Below are 19,595 nucleotides of genomic sequence, written 5' to 3' on the forward strand. Positions count from 1 at the left end.
GCCCTAAAAAATTGTCTTCTTGTGCAGCCCTTTCTGCTGCACCAAGTCAACCACCGGTTGCTCTCGCCTGTTGGCCCTCTGGCAATGATTTTTCTGAAACAAGTCGGTCAGCCATATCACCCCCCTGGCCCAGCGGCGATGACGCTCCCGCCACGCGTGAGAAGAGACGCTCTCCCACGCGTACCCATTAAATACAGAGGCATTCACAAAGTGGTCAAGCGCACGGACTCCCGGCCGGCCCCGATCGGTTCGTCCCAAGAAGCCCACCCAGACAATGATCAGATATCCCACCACAGCCAGCGGCACGATACCCGTCATCATGACAAAACCCATGAGTCGTTCTTTCACTGATCTTCCCGTTTAAAAATCCGAAGCCGCACCCCATTGTCGGAGCGAATGGTCAGCCGACCCACCGGCATGGGTGTGTGCCCCGTCACAGTTTCCAGGCGAAATGCGCGTATCAGGCTGGCCAGAATCAACGTTGCCTCTTGCAGCGCAAACGCAGCGCCCAAACACACCCGGGGCCCCATGCCAAACGGCAGATAGGACTGCCTGATTGACTCCCGGCTAGCGTCGTCGTCGAACCGATCCGGGTTGAACGCATCCGGATCACTCCATCGCTCACGGTGTCGATGAATCAACCACGGTGAAATCATCACCGAAGCCCCCTTGGGAACCATCTTGTCTCGCATCGGGCAGGTCTGGGCCGACTCGCGCGCCATAAACCCTACCGGCGGAAACAGGCGCAGGGTTTCCCGAAACACATTGCGCGTCAGTACCAACGCCTTCATGTCCCGCTGCTCAGGAGTGCGCTGGCCAAACACGCGGCACGTCTCCTGATGCACGCGCTCCTGCACCTCCGGCACTGCCGACAGCAGGTAGACCGCCCACGTCAGTGCACTGGCCGATGTCTCGTGTCCGGCCAAGAACAGCACGGCCACCTGGTCCACCAACTCGTCGAACGAAAACGGCTCGCCTGTTTTTCTATCACGCGACGTCATCAAGGCTGACAAGATATCGTTTTTACCCAAGTCGTCACCGCGCAGCCAAGCCTCGTGACGCGAACGAATCAGTTTCTCCAGCAACCGGCGGATGTCGGACGCGGCGCGGCGGCTTTGCCACACATTCCAGGGCCAGACCAACCAGCGAACGCCGTACATTGAGGGCAACATCAACTTGGGAGCCAATGCCTGAAACCGCGCAAACGCATCAAATACCTTATGGGCATCGTCACCGCTCAATGGTTCAGAAAAAATCGTGCGGTAGATTATGTCTGCCGTCACATGTGTCAGCTCGACCTCAATGTTGAGCTCACTACCTCTCTGGGCGGCCTCAGTCAATCGTTCAACCAGGTCGTCTGCGGCAGCGCGCATGACGGGAAATGCTACGTCGAGCTTGGCCTGCGCGAAGGCCGGGTTCATCATCTCGCGCTGGCGCTGCCATTGGTCACCGTTAGTCGTTAGTATGCTGTCGCCGAGCAAAGGCCGAAGGGCATCGGCCAGCAGCGGACTTTTGGGAAACTGATCCGGCTGCCCGGACAACATGCGCCTGACCAATGCCGGGTCGTTCACCATATACAAGTCCACGCCCGGCAGATGCACTTCTCCCATCTGCATGCTGTAGCTTCGCGCGTACAAAGCGTCTATCCAGGAGTTTCTGGCACTTCTGAAAAGAGCCCAGACGGAAGAACGCTTCTCTCTGGGTTTTGGGTAACCGGGGCAGAAATGGCTCAATGCGTACTCCCTCGGCTCAAGCTCCGGCATAGGTGCCATGGCCCCGCCGTCATCAAAAAATAGTCGTATTCCCCCACCTTGGGCGAGGCCATCAGGTATTGCAAATGCAGGTGGCGCTTGTTCTTCCTGAGCCAGGTATATTCCTCAGCATCGAACAAGGTGTGAAACCTCGGGGACCGCATGGTGGGCATCACCGGGCGTCGTCCCGCAGGCCCGACACGGCAAATTTCAAGCGGATCGACCAGCGCGAAGCTTCCCCAATCGGTCGGCGAAGAATAATCCACCCAGCACAGATCGGCGGCAGCAGCCAGTACCGCCAGCTCACCACGGAACCGATGTGCCCTGGGCATCAATCCGAGTAACGGAATGCACTGGCCCAAGGTAAGGAACGACAAACGACAGGCAGCCGACGCGTCGCCTTCGCATTTCTTTACAACCCTGGCCATAATGCTGGCGGCCAGCATGCTGCCAACGCTGTAACCCACCAGCAGCACTTCGTCGGCGTCCTTGCGCCGCAAGCACTCATACACGCGTGACGCCATCGCATCCAGACGTTTTTCCAATTCTGGCAGTTGCCCACGCGCCCAAAGATCCACAAAGCGATAGATGCGCAGCAGCCAGGATGTATGCAGCTTGCGCTCAATCCGCAGCGCGCCCCACCAGGCGCCAGCACACACCAGCGCCGCCAGGCCCCATGCCAGTGCCCCTGTCTTGCCCGGTGCCCAATCGCTTGCCAGGCCAACGCGGAACGTCAGCTGCGCCACCAGTTGGCCCAGCAATATCCCGACGATCAAAGCAAGCACCCACAGCAGCGCCGGATAAGCCAGCGCAATCAGGGTGCGGCGGCTTTGCCGCCACACCCTGAGCAACCCCAGCCCACAAGACCCAGCCGCCACATAAGCGAGTACAGCTCCCCATGCCACCGCTGCAACACCCCGCGGCCAATGGGCCCGCACCAAGTCGTCCCACGCCAGGAACTCGATCGTCGTTTCCACCGGCTCAATCGGATCCGATATGTCGCCGCGCCATTTCGCACACCACCGCTGCACATCAGGGTCTTCCGTTCGCTCCCGGCGACCAACGTCACAGGCATATCCTGAAGTCTTCCCCTGACGACCAGCACCTTCAGCATACAGACGGTGGTAATACGAAGCGCCCTTGGGGTCAAACCCGCTCACAAAAAACACGTGGCGCCGACGAACGACTGGCTGGGTCATGCCAGTTGCTCCAACCACTGGCAGACTTCGTCCAGCCCAGGTGCAGGCGTCAGCCGACCCGCCCATTGCAGGCAGGCTTGTTGTACCGCCGCGCTGCTCAGCAGTCTGTCGATGCCGGCTGCCAGCTCATGGGACGTAACCGGGTCCGCCTTCAGGCTCAGCCCAACCCCCAGCTGTTCCAGTCGCATGGCGTTGTCAAATTGGTCATATGCCTGTGGCCACACCAGTTGCGCAAGGCCCGCACGCAAAGCCTGCGCACAGGTACCTACACCGCCATGGTGCACGATGGCCCTGGCTCTGGGCAACAGGGAGCCAAACGGATGGTAAGGAGCCGCCCAAACATAGTCCGGCAGCTTTTTCGCGGCCAACGCTCCCAAGTGTCCAAGCAGCACGCCGCGCACCCCCAAGCGCTGACAGGCTTCGATGGCACTCCTGAAAAAGCCCTCGCCCGCCTGCTGGGCTGAGCCCGGCATGAACACCACAGGCGCGGGGCCGGTATCCAAAAACCGCTTGAGGCCCGCGTCCAAAGCCGTCGGCCCATTCAAGGCTCCAGCGGCTCCCTCAACGATGTCGTCATAGATCGGGAAAGTGCCGCGCATCACCTGCGCGGGCCAATCGGGTGGAGTAGGCGCAAACCATTTCGGAAACAAGGTCAGCCCACCAAGGGGTGAATGCATCCATCGGTCAAACACCGCACCGGCCGCTGGCCCCATGGGCGGCAGGGCTAGCTCCCGGCGCAAGGACTCCAGCGCCGGCTTGACCAATGGGTCGAGTTTGGCCTTGTCCAGCAACTTCCAGACACCCTGACGCACCCATAGCGGCACCACAGGAGGCACATGCCATTTCGCTATCGTCAAAGGATCTTGCACAGTTCTTAGCAGGGTGGCCGACGTGTAGGCCGTCACAAGCTGGATTCCCAATTTTTCTTGCGCCACACGCGCCCCCATGGCCAGGGGGCTGGCTACCACCAGGGGCCCCTTCTTGCCACTGGCAGCTCCGCTGGAAGGCTGACACAAACCATGCAGCACGGCATACGTGGGCCGCAACGCCGGGCGCAACAGGTAGCGCCACATCACGCCAAGGCCGTCTATCGGGTGCCACAGCTTGGGATGAGCGAGCATCTTCCGGTACTCCTCTTCGGTACCCACGGGCACAAAAGCTAGCCCGGCTCGCACCGCCTCCTCGCGAAACACCGGGTTGCTCAACAGCATGGCCTGATGCCCCCGTGCCTGCAACGCCCGGCCAAGCCCAAGCATGGGGTGCACGTCGCCCCGGCTGCCAAAAGTGACCAACAGTACTTTCATGTCACGCGCCTGCCTTCTCAGGGCCTGGCCAGCAATGGCCGCAGCAGACGGCGCCACCACGGTAACTGACCCTGGGTCTGGCCCCGCCAAGCCACAAGTTCCAGCAGGGCCTGCTCCGGCGTGCAGCGCCTGCGGGATTGACCGCCGACATACACCGGGTAAAGCAGCAGCGCACCCGCCACCAGTTCATCCAGCGTCAGGCGCCGGGTTCGTCGGGGGTGAGGGTGTATATCTTGCGTCAGTCCCCACCCTGCGTAAAACGGCTGGCCGTAGCAAAAAACAGCCTTATGGCGCAACAATGCCTCAAACCCGGTGAGCGATGTCATCACATGCACCTCATCCACCAGAGGAAACAGCTGTGCAGGAGAGCCTTGCGTCAGCACCTCGTCGGCCCACTGGCCAGCCCGGTCTTCCCTGGCCCCACTGCGGCGCAGCCCAGCTACCACGTCCGGGTGCGGCTTGTAAACCACCCAGGCGTCCGGCCGGGTTTGCCGTACCGTTTGCAGCAACGCCATATTGGTTCGCACATCCAGCGCACCGGTGGCAATTGACGCGTCGCTCTCAACCTGGCCAACCACCAGCACTACCTGGCCCCTCACATCTGGCCGTTGCCATAATGCGCCGCTCAGGTTGTACTTGCTCAGACCTGACTGCACCACCTGCTGTCGGAAGGCCTTCGCACGCTCTACCAGCGACGGACTGATCGATGCAGTTTGCAGTAAGCTTTCCAGGTCATTGGGTGTGCGTGCGTCGTAATAAATTCCCAGCGTATCCACCACCCAGGAGACAGGGCGGATCAAGTCGGCACCCAATCCAACAGAGCGCAAAAATCCGTCCTCGAGCCGCACCACGCGCACATCTCCCGGCATCCCCACTGGCACGGCAGCACTGCCCCACAGCAGCAGGTCCGCCCCCTCAGGCACGTCAGCGCCCCGGGACACAAAGCGCACGTCAGGTCGCCCAGCAAAGTCGCGCACCAGCGCCCGCTTGCGCCAGGAAAAACCATGGGCCGCCACGACCGGCCGCCACGCAACACCAGCATCGCACGCGGTGGCGGAACGATCAACGGGGAGCCCGGGCGTCATGCCACACTCTCCAGCAAACGTTCCGCCTGGGTGAAGTGGTCTTTCCAGGTCGGTACCCTGAAGCCCTGTAGCCGCTGCAACTGCGCCTGGCGCCTCGTGCCGGAGGTTGCCGCATAGTCCAGCACCACCTGCATCCAGCCGAGGCCGTCAAGCGGACTCAGAAAGTCCGGAATGTCGCCCGCGATTTCCCGAAAGACCGGCAAATCGCTTGCCACTACCGGCGTGCCCAACAGCAAGGCTTCAACCAGCGGCATCCCGTAGCCCTCCACGAACGACGGAAACAGCAAGGCACGCGCGTGCCGAAGGTAACAAGCCAGTTCAGCGTCCGGACAGGCGGCGATCTCATGCACAAACGGCCGAACGGTTTCGCAGCGCTCCAGCATGTCCACCACGTTCTCGCACTCCCAGCCGCGCTGGCCGATCACGACCAGGTGCGGGCAAGCACCGCCCAAACGCTGCACCAACTCGCGCCAAACCTTGAGCAGCAGCAGGTGGTTCTTGCGCGGCTCGATCGTGCCCAGGACCACAAAGTAAGGTCGGTTGAGCGGCGACTCAACGCCACGGCTCCCATTCAAAGGGGCGGGCGCCAGGGGTGCCACCACGGCGGGTGGCATCGGCAAGCCGCGACTGTCGGCAAATATTTTCAACGCATCGAGCGTGAACTGTGAATTTCCGATCAAGCCAGCCCCGGTGCGCAGCATGGCCGTCATCCGCTCTATATGAGCGGATCGCTCCCCCTCGCGGCAATATTCGGCATGGCTGATCGGAATCAGGTCGTGCACAAAATAAACCGGCTTTTGCCGCGTTGCATGAACCCATGCGGCAAACCCGGGCATCTCTATACCCGAATGTCCAAGGTAAAAGCCTGGCTTGCCAGCAGCATCCTGCGATGGCCATGGCGGCACACAGGCCCTGGCGATGGCCCAGTTCACCTGACGCGCAAAGCCAGGCAGCGGGGCCAGCAGCAGCGAGAACAATTCCTGGGACGCCTTGTAGGGAAGAATGCGCCGCCAAGTGCCTTTTTGAACGACAGCCTGCGCACGACCACCCCAGTGCTGCACATAGGCCAGGCAAACCCGGTCAACCCCCGTGGGCAGACGCCCTTGCGACGCGCGGCCCAACAAGCGACTGATGTCGATGAGAATATCAGCCCTCACACGCCGACCAAGTCTTACTGCGTCACATTACGAACAGCGATTACTGGAAACACCACAGACCCAACGATGTTCAGAAACCCACCAGTGCAGTAATTCCCCAATATGCTCAAAGCGACACTCCCTTTTGTAACTTTTGTATTCTACGGGCGCTCAAGCACCAGCCACCTGTAGCGGCGACCGGATTCACCACAACACCACACTCACCGGAAAGCAACGCGCGATAAATCAGTTTTCGCAAAGGAGTGACACACCAACCTCAGCTCAGCCGGCGTTGGTCACAAATCGCAGCTGTGCCGGCAGGCAATGGCGTTGCAAGTCGTACTTATCGGTAATGGTCTGCCGTGCAGCCTGACGCAAAGGGGCGAGCGCCGGCCCCTGCGCCAGCGCCTGCGCCACTGTTTCAGCCAGGTCCCCTGGGTCAAAAAAGTCGGTCAGCAGACCGTTTCGGCCGTGCTCGATCAATTCCTCCACCGGCGCGGTGCGCGAGCCTATGACCAGGGCGCCTATGCTCATCGCCTCCATCAGCGACCACGACAGCACAAACGGGTAGCTCAAGTACACATGGGCTGCCGACACCTGCAGCAGCTGCGTGAGCACCTCATGCGGCAGCGTTCCAACAAAATGGACCCGCTGGCGATCCAGCTGCGGCGCAACCTCATCCAGGAAAATCTGCTTCCAGCTGCCTCCGGCCGCAGGCGCGGAGCCATAGCTCACACCGTCCCCGCCCACCAGCACCACCCGCGCCCGCGGGCGCAGCCGCAATAGCGCGGGGAGCGCCCGCATGAAGGTGTGATACCCCCGGTAAGGCTCCAGTTGCCGGGCCACAAAAGTCACCACTTCGTCGCCCGGGCGCAGCGTCAGCCCGCTCACGCCCAGCCGCACCGAGGCTTGCGGGTCTGGACGAAAGCGGTCGGTATCGATGCCATCGTGGATCACCTTGATCCGGTCCTGACTCCAGGCCGGGTGCTGGCCACGCTGAAACTCGGTTGGCGACAGCGCGGCATCGGCCGCATGCAGGGCATGCAGCAGGTGCGTGTTTTTGATCCGCGTCGCCTGCGAGGCTTCTAGCGTGACGCGTGAAAACTCAGGGTCAAACGCCACATCCCCGCCCGCCGCGCCATAAAAGTACTCGGCATACACCAGCAGCCGCGCCTTGGGAAACACATCTTTCACGTACCAGGCTTCGCCCCAGCCGGGGTGGGCAAACACCACATCCGGCACAAAACCCTGAGCCGCGAGCGCTGCCAGGCAGCGCGCCGCCGACTGCCCGCGCACCATCTTGCCGTATAACTCCCGCAGGGCGGCGGGCGTCTGGCCTGTCACGGCGCCGGGCTGCGGCTCGGGCTGGTACAACAGGTGCCGCACGCCCGGTAGCGGGGTCTTGGCCGGGTTAACGCCAAGCGCCACCACAGTGTGCCCCTGCGCGGCCAACGCGGGGGCAAGGTGCCTGAACTGGCCCGGAAAATTCTGATGAATGAAGAGGATGTTCATTTCAGTTGCTGGTCAATCAGCAGCAGGTCCGACACGTCCAGCACGCCGGCGGCGGCGCGCAAGCGGAACCAGGCCTTGAAGTAATTGAAGCGCGCCTGCGTCAGCTCCTGCTGCACTGTGAACCGCTGCGTCTGCGCATTCAGCACGTCGAGCGTCACACGAATGCCCCCCTTCACGCTCTGTCGCGTGGCCTGGACCTGCAGGGTGGCGGCGTCAAGTGCCTCGGAGTAGGCGCTGACTTTCTGCGCCTGGCTGAGCAGGACTCGGTACTGCTTGCGCAACTCAGTGAGCACGGTTTCACGGGCGTCGTCCAGCATGGCTTGAGCCGAACCCATGGCCGCCGCCGCCTGCCGGGCTTGCGACGCGTTACGCCCATTGTCAAACACCGGCATGTTGAGTTGCACCCCAACGGAGCGCTGAAAACTGGATTGATTGACCGTGTTGATCGAGTCCGAGTCCGCCCGGGACACGCTGGCTACCGCATCCAGCCGCGGCCGCCATACCGCGTCACTGCGGTCCAGCACCTCACGCGCGGCCTGTAGGGCGTGGCGGCGCACCTCAATGGTCGGGTTGCGCGCCAGAGCCAGAAGCTCCCAGGCTGCCAGGTCGGCGGGCTGCAGCGGCAGACGGGTGAACATCGCGTCCAACTTGCGGGGCTCCGGACGAACGGTCGGGCCCAGCATCATGACCAGGCGACCGATTGCATCCTCGCGGACGTCACGAGCCTCGAGCAGTCGGGCCTCGGCCACCGCCAGCCGTGAGCGAGCCTCCAACTCATCGGTCACCGTACCTTCGCCCCGCGCACGCATGTTTTGAGCGCTGCGCAATTGTTCGCCCAGGGCAGCAACCTCGGCCGTTGCCGTGGCCAGCAGCTCGTCGGCCAGCGGAACGTTTGTGTAGGCCTCCAGCAGGCGCACCATCAACTGGCTGGTTTGATCGGCCAGCGCCGCTTCGCCCTGTCGAGAGCGGGCCTCCCCCTCGCGACCGCGTGCCCGCAACTCCGCGTTGTACAACGGTTGTCGCAGCTGTAGCAGCAAGTTACTGCTTTGGTAGCTCGTCGTGCGTGACGCCGTGCCCACTGACTGGTCCAGCTGGTTCTGCGCCAGCGACGCCCCCAGCGACACCTCGGGGCCGAGCGCAGCTCTCCCGTAAACACCATATTCCCTGCTGGCTTCAAAGTCCCGCAAGGCGGACTGGTATTTGGGGTCGTAGGCACGCGCCGCATCGAGTGCAGCCGTCAGGCTCAAACCGCCCGCCAGCCCACCCTGAGCGAAGCACATCAACGCGACCGTCGCCAGCGTTCGACGCACGAAGCCTTTAATTCTCACGCAAGCCGCCGTGGAAACGGTCCAGCAAAGGTTTGAAAAGGTAGTTCATCAAGGTGCGCTCGCCGGTCTTGATAAACAGCTCCACCGGCATTCCTGGGCGCAGCGACAGTCCCGTGAGCATCGCCATGCCTTCGGGCGTGACTTCCGCCTTCAGCTTGAAGTAAGGCGTGCCCGACCGCTCGTCCACAAAGCGGTCTGGCGACACCAGGGTGACATGGGCAGGAATATGCGGCGTGCTGGCCTGGTTGAAAGCCGTAAACATCAGCTCCACACCCAGCCCCGGCGCGACACGGTCAATCAGGTGCGTCGGTACCTGGCCTTCCACCACCAGGGCAACGCCCTGCGGCACGATCTCGAACAACTTGTGCCCAGGCCCGATCACCGCACCCGGGTTGAAAACAGTCAGGCCCTGCACGACGCCGGCTGCGGTCGTCTTCACGGCGGCGTTGGCAATCTCGAATTCGTAGGCCACCAGGCGCTGCTGAATTTCGTTGATCTGCCGCTCCGCGCGTCCCAGGTTACCCTCATCCTCAGCCATGCCGCCCTGCAGTTGCGCGGCCTGGCGCTGCAATTCCAGCAAACGGTTGCGGGGCACAAAACCGTCACGCACCAAGTCGTCCAGGCCACCGATCTGCTGCCCCAGCAACCGCGCTTGCAGCACTTTGGACTCCCGCGAGGCCCGCAGGCCACGAATCTGCATCTGCAGGCCCAGCACCGTCTCCCGCGAGGCATTCAAGTTGGCCGTGGCCTGGGTCGTGTTCAGGCGGGCCACCAGCTGACCTTCAGTCACGGTATCGCCTTCCTTCACCAGCATCTGGTCCACAATGCCGCCGGTCGGGTGCTGCACGCTCTTGCGGTTACCGTCGGAAATCACCGTGCCGCTCACCGGAACGCCCTTATCGAGCGGCGCAATCGAGGCCCATAGCAAAAACCCTCCCACACCAAGCAGCACCACCAGCCAACCAAGCCTGGTGTACCCTGCCACCGGGCGCTGCGATGGCGTCAAATCGTGCATGTGGTTGCCAGTGTCACGGCTCATGCGCTGACGGCGGCAAGCGGGCGCGCAGACACTTTCGCGTCACCAGCCTTGTCAGCTGATTCACGGGCAGCCTGGGCGAGCGCCTGTAGCACACCATCGCGCGGGCCGAACAACTGCACCACGCCGTCGCGCAACACCAGCAGCTTGCTGGTGGTTTTGAGAATCTGGCCCCTGTGCGCCACCAGCACGACCGTACTGCCGGCCTCGCGCATGCGTGCAATCGCCTGAACCAGCGCATTTTCGCCCGCGTCGTCCAGGTTGGAGTTGGGCTCGTCCAGGACCAGCAAGGCCGGCTGCCCGTACAAGGCACGCGCCAGCCCGATGCGCTGCTTCTGCCCTCCCGACAGGCCCGCGCCCCCATCACCCAGGGGCGTGTCGTAGCCCTGCGGCAACTTCAGGATCAGCTCATGCACGCCCGCCAGTTGGGCGGCCTCAATTACCTGCGGGCCGTTCACCTCACCAAACCGGGCAATGTTTTCGCTAATCGTGCCGGCAAACAGCTCAATATCTTGCGGCAAGTAACCCACCGACGGACCGAGCTCTTGCTTGTTCCAGAGGTACACGTCGGCTCCATCCAGCCGCACCTTGCCGGCCGAGGCCGGCCACACACCCACCAGCAGCCGCGCCAGGGTGGACTTGCCCGAGGCGCTCGGCCCCACCACGCCCAGCACGTCTCCCCGGACCAGCTCAAAACTGACATTGCGCAGCACCGGCACTTGCGCGCCCGGAGGTGCGGCGGTTACGGATTCCAGCGTCAGTCGGCCTCGTGGCGCCGGCAGCGCCATGCCCGTCGGCTGCTCCGGGTAAGTGGCCAGCAGCGTCGCCATGCGGCCGTAGGCGCTTTTAACGGCGCTCCATTGGCGCCATGCGCCGATCAACTGCTCCACCGGACTCAAGGCGCGGCCGACGAGAATGGACGCCGCGATCATCATGCCCGCCGAAATGCTTCCCTCGATCACCAGCAAGGCACCCAGACCCAACACCAGCGACTGCTGCCCCGTGCGAACAAATCGCGTAAATGCGGCAATCACCGCCGCCCGCTGGCTGGCGTCCGACTGCAGGCGCACGAAGCGCTGGTGCAATTCATACCAGCGGCGCTGTAGCCCCGGCAGCATGCCCATGGCCTGAATCACCTCCGCGTTTCGCAGGCTGTTGGTAGCCAGGTTGCCCGACGCCACGGCCGCACTGCTGGCGTCTGCCATCAGGCCGCGCGTGGCCGCTTCGTTCACCCAGGCCAACGTCACCAGCAGCAACGTGCCCGCCAGCGCAAACAAGCCCAGCGTTGTGTTGAAAATGAAAATCAGCACCAGGTAGATCGGAAACCACGGGGCGTCAAAAAAGGCAAACAGGCTGTTGCCGGTCACAAATTGGCGTAGCGTGGTCAGGTCCTGAATCGACTGCCCCGCGTTGCCCCCCGCCTGGCGCAAGTTGTGTTCGAACGCCGCGGTATGCAGCCGGCGGCTCAGTTGGGCATCCATGCGCTCCCCGAGACGTATCACCACCAGGCTACGCACATACTCCAGCGCCCCCGAGAAAACATACAGGCCCAAAACAATGCCCGTCAGCATCAACAGCGTATATTCATTGCGGCTTGGCAATACACGGTCATACACTTGTAACATATAGACCGACGGCACCAGGAATAGCAGGTTGACCACCATGCTAAAGAACCCCACTGAACGAATTGCCCCGGCATAGCTGGTCAAAACCGCTCGTATCTCGTTGCGCGGTGCTACCGCTGTGTTTTGACCCATAGCACACATTCTATACAGCGGGATAGCGACGGCCTGGGCAATATTCACTGCCGCATCGCGGCTCCAAATAACCCTAAGTTGCGCTGGAATTCTATGTATACTAATTTTTACATAAGTAACTTTTGATGGGTTGCTGACTTCCGCGGCCACCGGTGGGCGCCGCATTTTTCAATTCACGATTGAGGATACGGCACATGGCAACAATCAACGGCACCAGCGGAAACGACGATCTGATAGGTACTGCGAGTGACGACACCATCAATGGCCTTGCTGGCAATGACACGTTAATCGGCGGGGCGGGCAATGACAGTCTGGATGGGGGGCTCGGCACCCAAGACTGGGCAAATTATTCGGACGCAATAGCCCCTGTGACCGTTAACCTGGCCACCGGCGCCGCCATAGGAGGCTCCGGAAACGATACGTTGACCGGTCTGGAAAATATTTTCGGATCGGCTTTTAATGACAGCCTGACAGGCGATGCGAACTCCAATGCCCTGCGTGGCGAGGTAGGCGACGACACTCTGGACGGGGACGCGGGGGACGACTACCTCACCGGCGGCGCCGGCAATGACAGCCTGACAGGCGGTATCGGCAACGACACAGCCGACTACTTCTACAGCAACGCAGTGGCAGGAATCAATGCGAGCCTGGCCACTGGTGTCGTGACGGGTGGAGATGGCAGCGACACCCTTACAGGCATTGAGAATATCAACGGCACAAACTTCAGCGATAACATTGTGGGCGATAGCAACGCCAACGTCCTTCAGGGCCAGGGCGGCGACGACACGCTCAACGGTGGCGGCGGCAACGACACCCTGCTCGGCGGTGCCGGCGCAGACGTCATCACAGGCGGCGCTGGCGACGACAGCCTGGACGGCGGCCTGCAGACCGATGCCATCAACTTCAGCGACTACAACACGCTGAACTACAACGGCACCACCAGCGCGCTCACCATCAACACCGCAGCCGGCACAGCCTCCAGCAGCACCGACGGCAATGACACCTTTGTCAACTTCTACCGGATTCGGGGCGGCTCCGGCAACGACACCATCACCGGCGACTCCGCTTTGCACTTCGAGCAGTTTGAAGGCGGCGCCGGCAATGACTCGCTTGACGGCGGCGCCATCACCGACACGCTCAACGGCACCAACGTCAACCGCTTGACCTACCAGAACGCCACGGCCGGCGTCACTGTCGATTTGCTGGCCGGCACAGCCGTCACCACCAACAGCACCCTGGCCGGAAACTCCGGCACCGACACCCTGGCCAACTTCAACCAGGTGCGCGGCTCCAGTTTCAACGACACCCTGCTGGGCAGCAACACCACGGCGTTGACCGAGCAGTTTGAAGGCGGGCTGGGTGACGACTACATCGATGGCCTCGGCGGCTTTGACATCGTGCGATTTGTAAATTCTGCCTCTGGCGTCACCGCCAGCCTGGCGGATGGCGCGGCCACCGGTGCGGGGACTGACACCTTCGTCAACGTCGAGGGGCTGTTTGGCTCCGATTTCAACGACTCCCTGACGGGCGGCCTGGCCGCCAACGGCGTCACCGTCTCCGACGGGCTCCTCGAAGTCTTCCGCGGCGGCGCCGGCAACGACACCATCGACGGTGGCCAGGGCTACGACCGGGTTCACTACGACACCAGCACGTCCGGCGTCACCGTCACCCTCAACGACACCGCCGACGGCAGCGCCAGCGACGGCCTGGGCGGCACCGACGTGCTGCGCAGTATTGAAGGCGTGCGCGGCTCCGATTTCAATGACATCATCATCGGCAACTCGGGCAATAACAAGCTCGAAGGCCTGGGTGGAAATGACTCCTTGCTAGGTGGTGCCGGCGCAGATACCTTGCTAGGTGGTGCCGGCAATGATTGGTTGGTCGGTGGGGGCGGGAATGATTTTATCGATGGCGGGACCGGGAGTGACCTTGCGTACTTTGAGGATGCAGCTTCGGGGGTAGTGATTGACCTTTCGACCGGAGTTGTTTCAAACAATGGTGAAGGGCAAGTCGAGACAATCATCAATGTTGAGAACCTACACGGCTCCCACTTCAACGATGTGATCCAGCTGTCTTCTGTCGGTGGCTATGTATTTGGGCGCGCAGGCAATGACAGCCTGACTGGTGGTGTTGGGAACGACAACTTTATTGGAGGAAGTAGCAACGACACCGTCAACGGTGGTGGTGGCGTCGATTTTGTGGATTTCTTTGATGATGGGTTTGACAGCGCTGGTTCCGGCATTCAAGGAGCTTTCGTAAACCTAGCAGTTGGGACAGCCACAGACAGCTGGGGTGGCACCGATACGTTGAGCAACATCGAAAATGTTGGTGGCTCCGCCTTTGGCGACACCATCACTGGTGACGATGCCAACAACTTCCTGGACGGCCGGGCCGGCAACGACACCCTGCTTGGCGATGCCGGTGCAGACACCATCACAGGCGGCGCGGGCGACGACAGCCTGGACGGCGGCCTGCAGATCGATGCCCTCAACTACAGCGACTACAACACGCTGAGCTACAACGGCACCACCGGTGCGCTCACCATCAATACCGCAGCCGGCACGGCCTCCAGCAGCACCGACGGCAATGACACCTTTGCCAATTTCTACCGAATTCGGGGCGGCTCCGGCAACGACACCATCACCGGCGACTCCGCTTTGCACTTCGAGCAGTTTGAAGGCGGCGCCGGCAATGACTCGCTTGACGGCGGCGCCATCACCGACACGCTCAACGTCAACCGCTTGACCTACCAGAACGCCACGGCCGGTGTCACTGTCGATTTGCTGGCCGGCACGGCCGTCACCACCAACAGCACCTTGGCCGGAAACTCCGGCACCGACACCCTGGCCAACTTCAACCAGGTGCGCGGCTCCAATTTCAACGACACCTTGCTGGGCAGCAACACCACGGCATTGACCGAGCAGTTTGAAGGCGGGCTGGGTGACGACAGCATCGACGGCCGCGGCGGCTTTGACCTCGTGCGCTTCAACTCCTCCAGCGTCGCTGGCGTCACCGCCAGCCTGGCGACTGGCACGGCCACCGGTGCGGGGAATGACACCTTCGTCAACGTCGAAGGTCTGATTGGCTCCGACTTCAACGACTCCCTGACGGGCGGCCTGGCCGCCAACGGCGTCACCGTCTCCGACGGGCTCCTCGAAGTCTTCCGCGGCGGCGCCGGCAACGACACCATCGATGGCGGCCAGGGCTACGACCGGGTTCACTACGACAGCAGCACGTCCGGCGTCACCGTCACCCTCAACGACACCGCCGACGGCAGCGCCAGCGACGGCCTGGGCGGCACCGACGTGCTGCGCAATATTGAGGGCGTGCGCGGCTCCGACTTCAGCGATAGCATCACTGGCGACGCAGGCAATAACAGGCTCGAAGGCCTGGGTGGAAATGACACGCTCAATGGCGGCGACGGCAACGACACGCTCGACGGCGGCGCGGGCGATGACACGTTGCTGGGTGGTGCTGGCGCAGACACCCTGATTGGAGGCGCAGGCAACGACCTCATTGATGGTGGCCTGGTGCTGGACCGCATCAATGGCACCGATTACAACTTTGTCGACTACGTTTCTGCAACGGCAGGCGTCAACATCAGTCTCTCCGGCATTACCGGCGACGGCAGCACTGGCAGCGGCGCAGCTACTGGTGACGCTTCGGTTGGAGTCGACACCCTGATGAACGTCAACCAGATACGGGGCTCAAACTTCAATGACACCATTACCGGCAGCACCGCGCTGATCTTCGAGCAGTTTGAAGGCGGTGCCGGCAACGATATCCTTGACGGCGGTGCCATCACCGATACGCTTAACGGTGACAACGACAACCGCGTTACCTACCACAATGCCACCGGCGCTGGCGTCGCGGTTGATTTCATCGCCGGCACAGCCGTTGGTGCAGCAGGCAGCAATATCGGTAGCGATACCCTTGCCAATTTCAACCACGTACGCGGCAGCAACTTTGACGACACCTTGCTCGGCTCCGATCGAACCGATCTTACAGAGCAGTTTGAAGGCCGAGCCGGCAACGACACCATCGACGGTCGGGGTGGTTTTGACATCGTTCGCTACGGCAGTGCCACCGCTGGTGTCACGGTCAACCTGGTCACGGGCACAGCCACTGGTGCGGGCGTCGGCACCGACACATTGCTCAACATTGAAGGTGTGCGTGGCTCGGCGTTTGATGACGTTCTGACCGGTGGTAACGCTGCCAATGGTGTAACGATCGGTGATGGACTGAGCGAAGTTTTCCGTGGCGAGGCTGGCAACGACACCATCGATGGCGGCCAGGGTTACGACCGAGTCGACTACACCAGCAGCACGGCCGGTGTTACCGTAACCCTCAATGACACCGCCGACGGCTCTGCCAATGACGGCCTGGGCGGCACGGACATGCTGCGCAATATTGAGGGCGTACGCGGCTCCGCTTTCAACGACTCGCTGACAGGCAGCGACACGGCGGCCTTTGAATCTTTCGAGGGGCGCGAAGGCGACGACACCATCAATGGCATGGGCGGCGTTGACCGGGCGGACTATCAAAACTCCAGGGCCGGGGTAACGGTCAACCTGGCCAACAACACCGCCAGCGATGATGGTTACGGCGGAACAGATACGCTACTCAACATCGAGAACGTGCGCGGTTCACGCGACTTTAATGACTCAATCACTGGCAGCGCAGCAGATAACCGGCTGGAAGGTCTCGGCGGCAACGACACCCTCGATGGTGGCAATGGCAACGACACACTAATCGGTGGCTTCGGCAACGATAGCCTGGTTGGCGGCGCTGGCATTGATACGGCCACCTACGCAGATGCCAGCGGCGCTGTGGTGGTAAGCATCAGCGGCACCGGGAGTGCAAGCGGCGGCTCAGGTAACGACACACTGTCAGGGATCGAGAACCTCATCGGCAGCGCCTATAACGACACGCTCACAGGCAACACATCTGCCAACCGTATTGAAGGCGGCGCTGGGAATGACAGCTTGAATGGCGGCACTGGCGCCGACACCCTGCTAGGGGGTGCTGGTGATGACCAGTACACCATAGACAACCTGGGCGACGTGGTCATCGAAGACGCGTCGGCTGGAACGGACACCATCGTGAGCAGCGTGGATTACGTGCTGGGCGTTAACCAGGAGAATCTGCGTCTTACGGCTGCAGTAGGCGGCAACGGCACGGGCAACAACCTGGCCAATCTGATTTTGGCCTCAGCAGGAGACAACATTCTGGATGGCAGTACGGGTAACGATACCGTTTCCTACGCTTACAGTGGTGCCGGTGTTACTGCCAGCCTCACCAGCCGCACTGCGACCGGTGGCTCCGGCAACGACAGCGTCACCAACTTCGAGAACATCATCGGCTCGAACTACGCCGACAGCCTGATCGGCAACACGCTGGCCAACCGACTCGAAGGCGCGGGAGGTGCCGACAGCCTCAATGGCGGCACAGGCGCTGACACCCTGATTGGTGGCAGCGGCTCCGACCAGTTCTACGTCGAAAATGTCGGCGACATCGTCATCGAGACCGGCTCGGATGCCCTGAGTGGCACCGACATCGTTTTTGCCGCCATCAGTTACGCCCTCACTGCCAACGTCGAAAACCTGCGCATCAACACCACTGGCAACGTCAACGCAACCGGCAATGAACTGGACAATGTGCTGTTTGCCGGTGCCGGCAACAACACTCTCGACGGTGGCGATGGCATTGATACCGCCAACTATGGGTTCACTAGTGGCGGAGTCAATGTCAGCCTGGCCATCGCATCGGCCCAGGCAACCGGCAACTCCGGCAGCGACACGCTGCTCAATATCGAAAACCTGACCGGCTCCAACTACAACGACACCCTGCAAGGCAACTCTGCCGACAACGTGATCGAAGGCGGGGTTGGCATTGACACCCTGACCTACGCGGCGGCATCCGCTGCTGTCAACGCGAGCCTGTCCACCAAGACCGCCAGCGGAGGCGAAGGCAATGACACCATTCTGCGCATAGAGAACCTGATTGGCTCGGCTTTCAACGATCTGCTGACCGGCAGCAGCGTGGCCAACATGCTTGATGGGGGCGAGGGCAACGATACCCTGAACGGCTCTAGCGGAAACGACACACTGAGCGGAGGCGGCGGGAATGATCGACTGCTCGGCGGGGCGGGTCAGGACAGTGTGTCCGGCGGTAGCGGAGCAGACACCTTTGACTTCAACGCCTTGGCCGAAACGGGCATTACGTCACTGACCTGGGACAGCATCAGCGACTTCAGCGCTGCCGCAGGAGACAAGATTGACCTGTCCACGCTGGATGCCAATACGGCACTGGCAGGCAATCAAGCCTTCAGCTTTATTGGCACTGCCAATTTTTCCGCTGCCGGGCAAGTGCGTTATGATGCCGCCGCCGGCATGGTCTACGGCAGCGTCGATGCAGACGCAGATGCAGAATTCGCCATTCAACTCGTCGGAGCGCCTGCTATTGTTTCAGCTGACCTGATCCTTTGATCAAACCAGCCTCAACGAGATGCAATTGATTCCCCAATGAGATTCGAATCAAAGCATATGGTCGCCCATAAGCGACCGACACGGGCGTTGTTTTGGACATTAGTGCTTGTCATTACTGTGGCTTGCGGATTGGCTCAAGCAGGCCCAAAGAAAGGAGTGGCTATCGGCCAGGTCACGGATCGGAGTGGGATCAAGTTGGCGAGTCTGCACGTAGGCTGGTACTACAACTGGACACTACGGCCAAGTTCGCTGTCGTCGCGCCATTGCTTCGTCCCCATGTACTGGGGGAAGCGCGGACAACTCGCCACTTTGAAGCAAACGCAGCCCGAATGGTCACCTATGCTACTTGTCTACAACGAGCCTGACTTCGCTCGGCAGTCCAACCGCACAGTCGATGAGGTTTTGCAGGAGTGGCCAGACCTATTGCAATTCACGGAGCGTATCAGTGCACCCGCGGCGGGTAGGCCTTTCGATCCCTGGATGCGCGAGTTCATGACGCGTGCTAAAGACGCAGGGACCCGTCTCGACGTGCTACCTGTGCACTGGTACGGTGCGCCCGACAGCAAGAAGTTCCTAGCCTTCCTCGACAAACTGCATGCTTTATATGGCTTACCGATGTGGATTACCGAGTTTGCTGTTGCAGACTGGCACTCCAGCAAATATGGGTCTACAAACCGCTTCACGCAGGTAGACGTCGTTCGCTTCATCGAAGAGGTTCTACCCGAACTCGAAAACCGCGAATACGTCCAACGCTATGCATGGCTTGTAGCGGATACGACCAAAGAGTCGTTGCGACCGTCGCTGCTATTCGACTCTAGCGGACGTTTGACTACGGTGGGCCAAGCCTACGCGGCTTTCGGCGCATCTGAAGGGTGCGGCAATGTGCGTGAGCCATGAAATGCATTGTTTCACTAGAACTCGTACCGCGGTAGAGTGGCACTGACTGATTCTGGAAGCACCGATGCCAAGTTCTGTTTGAACTTTGGCGAGCTGGGTACG

At 61.5% G+C, this 19,595-nt stretch carries 12 protein-coding genes; 2 read left to right on the forward strand and 10 right to left on the reverse strand.

The features are described from left to right. Positions 1–3: 3 nt before the first annotated feature. The 10 genes from BPRO_RS30220 to BPRO_RS24685 all read right to left on the reverse strand — a co-directional run bounded on the left by BPRO_RS30220 (position 4) and on the right by BPRO_RS24685 (position 12,108). Positions 4–333 carry a hypothetical protein gene (locus BPRO_RS30220; RefSeq protein WP_369794722.1) on the reverse strand — a complete coding sequence of 110 codons (330 nt, stop codon included), beginning with the start codon at positions 331–333 and terminating at the stop codon, positions 4–6. An 11-nt stretch (positions 334–344) separates the two neighbouring features. After that, positions 345–1,616 carry a cytochrome P450 gene (locus BPRO_RS24645; RefSeq protein ID WP_232291600.1) on the reverse strand — a complete coding sequence of 424 codons (1,272 nt, stop codon included), beginning with the start codon at positions 1,614–1,616 and terminating at the stop codon, positions 345–347. Positions 1,617–1,729: 113 nt separating this feature from the next. Beyond that, positions 1,730–2,950 (reverse strand): hypothetical protein, encoded by a 1,221-nt coding sequence (locus tag BPRO_RS24650; RefSeq protein WP_011485779.1) that lies wholly within the window; start codon positions 2,948–2,950, stop codon positions 1,730–1,732. Continuing rightward, positions 2,947–4,254: a glycosyltransferase gene (locus BPRO_RS24655; protein WP_011485780.1), complete on the reverse strand. Its 1,308-nt coding sequence runs from the start codon at positions 4,252–4,254 to the stop codon at positions 2,947–2,949. The genes BPRO_RS24650 and BPRO_RS24655 overlap by 4 nt, the downstream gene beginning before the upstream one ends. 17 nt (positions 4,255–4,271) lie before the next feature. After that, positions 4,272–5,339: a capsular polysaccharide biosynthesis protein gene (locus BPRO_RS24660; RefSeq protein ID WP_011485781.1), complete on the reverse strand. Its 1,068-nt coding sequence runs from the start codon at positions 5,337–5,339 to the stop codon at positions 4,272–4,274. Next, positions 5,336–6,496, reverse strand: a complete 1,161-nt coding sequence (locus BPRO_RS24665; protein WP_011485782.1) for a glycosyltransferase family 4 protein — start codon at positions 6,494–6,496, stop codon at positions 5,336–5,338. The genes BPRO_RS24660 and BPRO_RS24665 overlap by 4 nt, the downstream gene beginning before the upstream one ends. Before the next feature lie 261 nt (positions 6,497–6,757). Next, positions 6,758–7,987 carry a glycosyltransferase gene (locus BPRO_RS24670; RefSeq protein ID WP_011485783.1) on the reverse strand — a complete coding sequence of 410 codons (1,230 nt, stop codon included), beginning with the start codon at positions 7,985–7,987 and terminating at the stop codon, positions 6,758–6,760. Beyond that, complete coding sequence (locus BPRO_RS24675; protein WP_157045992.1) at positions 7,984–9,315, reverse strand: TolC family outer membrane protein; 1,332 nt, start codon at positions 9,313–9,315, stop codon at positions 7,984–7,986. The genes BPRO_RS24670 and BPRO_RS24675 overlap by 4 nt, the downstream gene beginning before the upstream one ends. Next, the gene (locus tag BPRO_RS24680; protein WP_011485785.1) at positions 9,305–10,354 is read right to left on the reverse strand and encodes an HlyD family efflux transporter periplasmic adaptor subunit; all 1,050 of its coding nucleotides are present in this window, start codon (positions 10,352–10,354) and stop codon (positions 9,305–9,307) included. The genes BPRO_RS24675 and BPRO_RS24680 overlap by 11 nt, the downstream gene beginning before the upstream one ends. Next, positions 10,351–12,108 (reverse strand): type I secretion system permease/ATPase, encoded by a 1,758-nt coding sequence (locus BPRO_RS24685; RefSeq protein WP_011485786.1) that lies wholly within the window; start codon positions 12,106–12,108, stop codon positions 10,351–10,353. Before BPRO_RS24685 ends, BPRO_RS24680 begins: the two co-directional genes overlap by 4 nt. A gap of 194 nt (positions 12,109–12,302) precedes the next feature. Here BPRO_RS24685 and BPRO_RS30615 point away from each other — a divergent pair, with 194 nt between their 5' ends. Continuing rightward, positions 12,303–18,596, forward strand: a complete 6,294-nt coding sequence (locus BPRO_RS30615; RefSeq protein ID WP_011485787.1) for a calcium-binding protein — start codon at positions 12,303–12,305, stop codon at positions 18,594–18,596. Between the two features lie 57 nt (positions 18,597–18,653). Beyond that, positions 18,654–19,493, forward strand: coding sequence for a glycoside hydrolase family protein (locus tag BPRO_RS24695; RefSeq protein ID WP_011485788.1), 840 nt, complete (start codon positions 18,654–18,656; stop codon positions 19,491–19,493). The last annotated feature ends 102 nt before the right edge of the window (positions 19,494–19,595 follow it).

Source organism: Polaromonas sp. JS666 (assembly GCF_000013865.1).
In the GTDB taxonomy this organism is placed as follows: Bacteria; Pseudomonadota; Gammaproteobacteria; order Burkholderiales; family Burkholderiaceae_C; genus Polaromonas.